Source organism: Mesorhizobium sp. M7A.F.Ca.AU.002.02.1.1 (genome assembly GCF_003998535.1).
Taxonomy (GTDB): domain Bacteria; phylum Pseudomonadota; class Alphaproteobacteria; order Rhizobiales; family Rhizobiaceae; genus Mesorhizobium; species Mesorhizobium ciceri.
Map to the genome: position 1 here is coordinate 1 of NZ_RZPB01000404.1, position 5637 is coordinate 5637.

Here is a 5637-nt window from a genome sequence, read left to right on the forward strand (position 1 = left end):
GTCTTCCGGCAGCCGCAGCGCCTGGCCGTCGGCCAGTACGGCCTCCAACGTAGCGCCCTTGCGAACCGTCGCCGGCAGAAAATTCATGCCGGGCGAACCGATGAAACCTGCAACGAACATGTTGGCCGGCCGGTCGTAGAGATCGAGCGGCGCGCCGACCTGCTGGATCAGCCCGTCATGCATGACGACGATCCGGTCGGCCATGGTCATCGCCTCGATCTGGTCGTGCGTGACATAGACCGATGTCGTCTTCAGTTGCTGGTGCAGCGCCTTGATCTCGGCGCGCATATGGACGCGCAGCTTGGCGTCGAGGTTCGACAGCGGCTCGTCGAACAGGAAGACCTTGGGGTCGCGCACGATCGCCCGGCCCATGGCGACGCGCTGGCGCTGGCCGCCGGACAATTGCCGCGGCAGGCGCTGCAGGAAGGTATCGAGCCCGAGCCGCTTGGCGGCGCCGTCCACCCTGGAGTCGATCGTCGCCTTCTCCGCCTTCTTCAGGAGCAGGCTGAAGCCCATGTTCTTCGACACGTCCATATGCGGATAAAGCGCGTAGGACTGGAACACCATGGCGATGTCGCGGTCCTTGGGTGCTACGTCATTGACCAGCCGCTCGCCAATGCGGATCTCGCCGCCGGAAGCCTCCTCCAGCCCGGCGATCATGCGCAAAAGCGTGGACTTGCCGCAGCCCGACGGGCCGACCAGGACGACGAACTCGCCATCGGCGATTTCAAGGTCGACCGCGTGCAGGACGCGGACGGCGCCATAATCCTTGCGGACCTTATCGAGCGTAACAGAGGCCATCGATCTATCCTTTGACGGCGCCGGCGGTCAGGCCGGTGACGAGATAGCGTTGCAGGAAGGCGAAGAAGATGCAGACCGGGATCAACGCCAGGATGGATGCCGCCATCATCTGTCCCCAATCGACGGCGAACTTGCCGATGAAGGTGAGCAAGCCGACGGCGAAGGTCTTCTGGTCGTCGCTGGAAATCAGCATTAGCGCGAACAGAAGCTCGCTCCAGGCGGCGGTGAAGACGAAACCGAGCGTCGCGCCCATGCCCGGCAGCGTCAGCGGTACAATCACCTTGCGCATCGCCTGCGCACGCGTGCAGCCGTCGATCATCGCCGCTTCCTCCAGATCCTTGGGGATGCCGTCGAAAAAGGACTGCATGAGGAAGGTGGCAAAAGCCGTGTTGAAGGCGGTGTAGATGATGATCAGCCCGGTCAGGCTGTTGATCAGTCCGATCTGACCCATCACGCGGTAGATCGGCGGAATGACCATCACCAGCGGAAAGGTCTGGGTCAAAAGCAACATCAGCGCCAGTGCTGCCTTGCCGCGAAAGGTGAAGCGCGACATGGCATAACCGGCAAGCGTGGCGATGATTGTCACCAGTGCCGCCGTCGATACCGAGACGATGACGCTGTTGAGGAAATAGCGGGGGAAATCGGTGGCCTCGAGCACGGTGACGAAGTTCTGCAGCGTCATGTGCGACGGCCAGAAGGTGATGCCTTCGGAATAAAGCAGCCGCTCCGGCGTGACCGAGATCTTCAGCGTCCAGTAGATCGGGAACAAGGCAAAGAGCACGTAAGCCGCGATTGCCGCGTAGAGGCCGATGCCGCCGAAGAAGCGCTGCGAGGCTGTGCGTCCTGCGATCATCAGACGTGCCTCACCAGGGTGCGGCGGATACCGATCAGCGCAATCGCATAGGCAATGAGCAGGACCAATAGCAGCACGGCCACCGCCGAGGCATAGCCCTTGTCCAGCGATTTGAAGGCGCTGACATAGATGTAGACCGGCACAGTGTTGGTCGAGCCGGCCGGTCCGCCTTCGGTCATGACGAAGATCAGGTCGGCGAAGGTGGCGATCCAGATGGTGCGCAACATCACGGTGATGGCGATGGTCGGCGCCAGAAACGGCAGCGTCACCTTGGTGAAGCGCTGCCAGGGCGAGGCTCCATCGATGGCCGCAGCCTCATGCAGTTCCGACGGGATCGACTTCAGCGCCGCCAGGAGCGTGATGGCGAAGAACGGAATGCCGAACCAGATATTGGCGACGATCGGCCCCCACATGGCGGTTGACGGATCGGACAGCACATTGGTCGGCTCGGCCTTCAGACCCAATGCAAACAGCCAGTGCGGCAGCGGGCCGATGATCGGATTGAACAGCCAGGCCCAAGTCAGGCCCGACAGGAAGGACGGCACCGCCCAGGGCAGGAACACCAGGGCTTGTACAGCCTTGCGGCCGCGAAACGGCTTGTCGAGCAGAAGCGCCAGGCCAAGGCCGAGGAAGAACTGGAAGAAAAGGCTGGCGACCGTCCACCACAACGTGTTGACCAGCGCCTGGCCCAGCACCTGATCCGACAGCATCGCCTGATACTGGCCGAGCCCGACATATTCGGACTTGAAGGCGGAGAACTTGCGGAAGGAGTAGCTGATGCCGATGACCAGCGGCACCAGAAGCACCACGACCAGCAGGATGATCGCCGGGCTGAGATAGAGCCATGGCTCGATAGCGGCATGCGACAGCCGCTTCTTTCGAGGCTTGCCGACGGATCGTATTTCGGACACGGCATAGGTCATTGGGTGAGGATCGGCTCCCTGGAGCAGCGGATGGACAATGAGCGGGGAGAAGTGCCGGTTCACCCTCCGAAGCTGCAGCGCAGCGGCTGCGAAGGATGGGCAGGCAGATGAGGGGCAGCGCAAAGTAGGCAAAACTACCGCCGCCCCTCATCCGTCACTTCGTGACACCTTCTCCCCGTGAACGGGAGAAGGAAAGAACGCGCTTATTTCTTGTTCTTCGCCATCCAGTCCTGCTGTTCCTTGGTCAGGAAGGCAGCCCACTGGTCGGCGACGTCCTTGGCCGTCTTCTGGCCAAGCAGCACTTCCTGAAAATTCTTGATCGCCACCTGGTCGACGAAATTGCCGAGGTTCTCCAGATGCGTCGGCGGGGTGACCATTTCATATTTGGAGCTGTCGCTGAGCTCTGTGAACCAGCCCTTGAACTGCTCGGTCTTGAAATGGGGATCCTGGTCGGCACCGTTGTGGATCGGGACGACGCCGACTTCCTTGGCCCATTCCAGATTGTCCTTCGGCGACAAAAGGGTCGCCATCAGCTTCCAGGCGTCGTCCTTGTGCTGCGAGTTGGCGAACATGGCCCAACCGGCATAGCCGAGTGTCGGATAGGATTTGCCGCTCGGCCCGACCGGCAATGGCGCTACCGCGAAATCGTCGGCGCTCATCTTGTCGGCGATGCCGAGCAGCGCGTCCGGATCCTGGTTGAGCATAGCGCAGGTGCCGGAATAGAAGCCGGTGACCGTTTCGTTGAAACCCCAGCTCACCGCATCCTTCGGCGCCAGGCCGTCCTTGTACATATCGGCCAGCATCTGCAGGCCCTTGACCGAGCCCTCCTCGTTGATCGTCGAAGTGCCGTCCTCGTTGAAGTAGCCACCCTTGCCCTGAGCGATGTTCATGAACATGTGCATGCCGTTGAAGGCACCCGGCCCGCCGCGCAGGCAGTAGCCGTATTTGCCCGGAATGGCGGAGATTTTCTTGGAGTCGGCGACGAACTCGTCGAGCGTGGCCGGCGGGCCGTCCAGACCTGCCTCCTTGAACAGCTTCTTGTTCCAGAACAGCGCGTTCACATAGTAGCCGTAGGGGATCATGAACTGGGTGTTGTTGACGGTCGAGCCGAACTGCTTGGCGCGGTCGCCCAGCGTCTTGGCGTCGTCCCATTTGGCCATATACGGGCCGAGATCCTCGAGCTGGGCATTGTTGGCATAGAGGCCCATCCAGCGTTCCGGCATCTCGACCACGTCGGGCGTGTCGCCGGCCTGCACCATGGTCAGGAATTTCTCGAACGCCTGCCCCCAGGGCAGCGAGATCAGCTCGACCTTGATGCCTGGATTGGCCGTTTCGAACTCGGCGATCTGCTTCTTCAGGAATTCGGTGCGTGGCGGGCTGGTGATGACTTCGACCATTTTCAGGGTCGAATCGGCCACAGCATTTCCGGCGGAAATCGCCAGTCCCGCAACGGTGGCAAGCATGACGGTCAGTTTTTTCATGTTCAAGACTCCCATTTTGAACCCGCTTGTTATTTTCTGGCTTTTTCGAAGGCTTGGGCGACATCCGCCCACAGGTCTTCGACACTCTCCAATCCGACATTGAAGCGGATGGTTCGGGGGCTGACGCCGAAGCGCGCCATCGAATTCAGGCCCGGCGTCTGCTCCAGCGACGCCTTGGCCGGCACGACCAGGCTTTCATGCCCGCCCCAACTGACGCCGATGCGGAAATATTTCAGCGCGTCGACGAAGACGGGGATGTCAATCTCGTCCGTAACCTCGAAGGAGAACAGCCCGGCATAGCCGGCCAGCGTCGCCTTGCCCGGGTGGTTCGAATAGACGGGATGGTTGACCCGCTCGACAGCGGCATGCGCCTTCAGCCGTTCGGCGATGGTCAGGCCGCTCTTCATGTGGTGCGGCAGGCGCAGCGGCAGCGTGCGCAGGCCGCGCAGCAAAAGCCACGCTTCGAACGGGGACAGCTTGCCGCCGAGATAGGAATAGGTCTGCTCGTTGATGTGCTTGATGTGGGCAGCCGAACCCGCCACGACGCCCGCGACCGTATCGCTGTGGCCGCCAAGGTATTTCGAGGCCGAATGCAGCACCAGGTCGACGCCATGCGTGATCGGCTTCTGGAACACCGGCGTCGCCCAGGAATTGTCGATCGTGGTGACGATGCCCTGTTCCTTGGCCAACCGTGTCAGATGCGCGATGTCCTGCAGCTCGAACATCATCGAGGTCGGGCTTTCCAGATAAAGCAGCTTGGCGCCGGGAAGTGCCGCCGCGACCGCATCCGGGTCGGAGCCGTCGACATAGTCGACCTTGATGTTGAGGCGCGGCAACAGCCGCTCGAACAAACGGTAGGCATCGCCATAGCAATTGCGCACCGCCACGATGCGCTCGCCCGCACCGACGAACGCAAGCACTGTGGCGCTGATCGCCGCCATGCCACTGGAAAAGCCGCGCGCGGCTTCTGCGCCCTCGAGCGCTGCCACGCGCGCCTCGAACTCCATCACCGTGGGATTGTCGCCGCGCGAGTAGATCGGCTGCCTTCGTTTGCCGGCAAAGGTATCGGCCATCTCGGCATAGTTGGCGAAGGTGAACAGCGAGGTCTGGTAGATCGGCGGCACCACCGCACCGCCGGGGAACGGTTCGTCATGCGCCAAAAGCGTGGCCGCTTCGGTGAGATAGTCGTAATCGAAACCTGATGGATGCTCGTTCATGTCTGGCTCGAGAGTTTGAGTTTGGCCGCGCCGCGCTTGAGGTCGTCCTCGACGGTGGCGATCAGCTTGAGCGCCTCGGCGCGAGCGCCCTGCGGATCGCGGGCAGCAATGCGTTCGTAGATGGTCCGGTGATAGGGAAAGCTGGCGTGGCCGAAGTCACGCACGCCGAGCGGATGCTCCCAGAAGCGGTGAAACAGCTCATGCATGGCGGCGATGATCTGCTCGAACAGCGGATTGCCCGAGACCCGGTAGATCGCCTGGTGGAACTCCCAATCCTCTTCCGACGACATGCCCTCGCGCGTGCGGAACGCCTGTTCCATGATGTCGAGCTTGCGTGCGATCTCGGCAATATCGGCTTGGCT

The 5637-nt window shown here is 61.8% G+C and carries 6 protein-coding genes; all 6 read right to left on the bottom strand.

Annotated features, from left to right (window positions below; all coding sequences use genetic code 11):
- Positions 1 to 801, bottom strand: an 801-nt coding sequence (gene ugpC / locus EN879_RS22385) for a sn-glycerol-3-phosphate ABC transporter ATP-binding protein UgpC (RefSeq protein ID WP_127274249.1), incomplete at its 3' end; no start/stop codon positions are given.
- A gap of 4 nt (positions 802 to 805) precedes the next feature.
- Positions 806 to 1654 (bottom strand): carbohydrate ABC transporter permease, encoded by an 849-nt coding sequence (locus EN879_RS22390; RefSeq protein ID WP_013531924.1) that lies wholly within the window; start codon positions 1652 to 1654, stop codon positions 806 to 808.
- Complete coding sequence (locus EN879_RS22395) at positions 1654 to 2577, bottom strand: sugar ABC transporter permease (RefSeq protein WP_063167897.1); 924 nt, start codon at positions 2575 to 2577, stop codon at positions 1654 to 1656. The genes EN879_RS22390 and EN879_RS22395 overlap by 1 nt, the downstream gene beginning before the upstream one ends.
- A 203-nt stretch (positions 2578 to 2780) precedes the next feature.
- Positions 2781 to 4058 (bottom strand): sugar ABC transporter substrate-binding protein, encoded by a 1278-nt coding sequence (locus EN879_RS22400; RefSeq protein WP_063167896.1) that lies wholly within the window; start codon positions 4056 to 4058, stop codon positions 2781 to 2783.
- Between the two features lie 29 nt (positions 4059 to 4087).
- On the bottom strand, positions 4088 to 5275 hold the full coding sequence (locus EN879_RS22405; protein ID WP_063167895.1) for a PLP-dependent transferase: 1188 nt from the start codon (positions 5273 to 5275) through the stop codon (positions 4088 to 4090).
- The coding region (locus EN879_RS22410) for an FCD domain-containing protein (RefSeq protein WP_164774518.1) at positions 5272 to 5637 on the bottom strand (366 nt) is incomplete at its 5' end. The genes EN879_RS22405 and EN879_RS22410, both read right to left, overlap by 4 nt.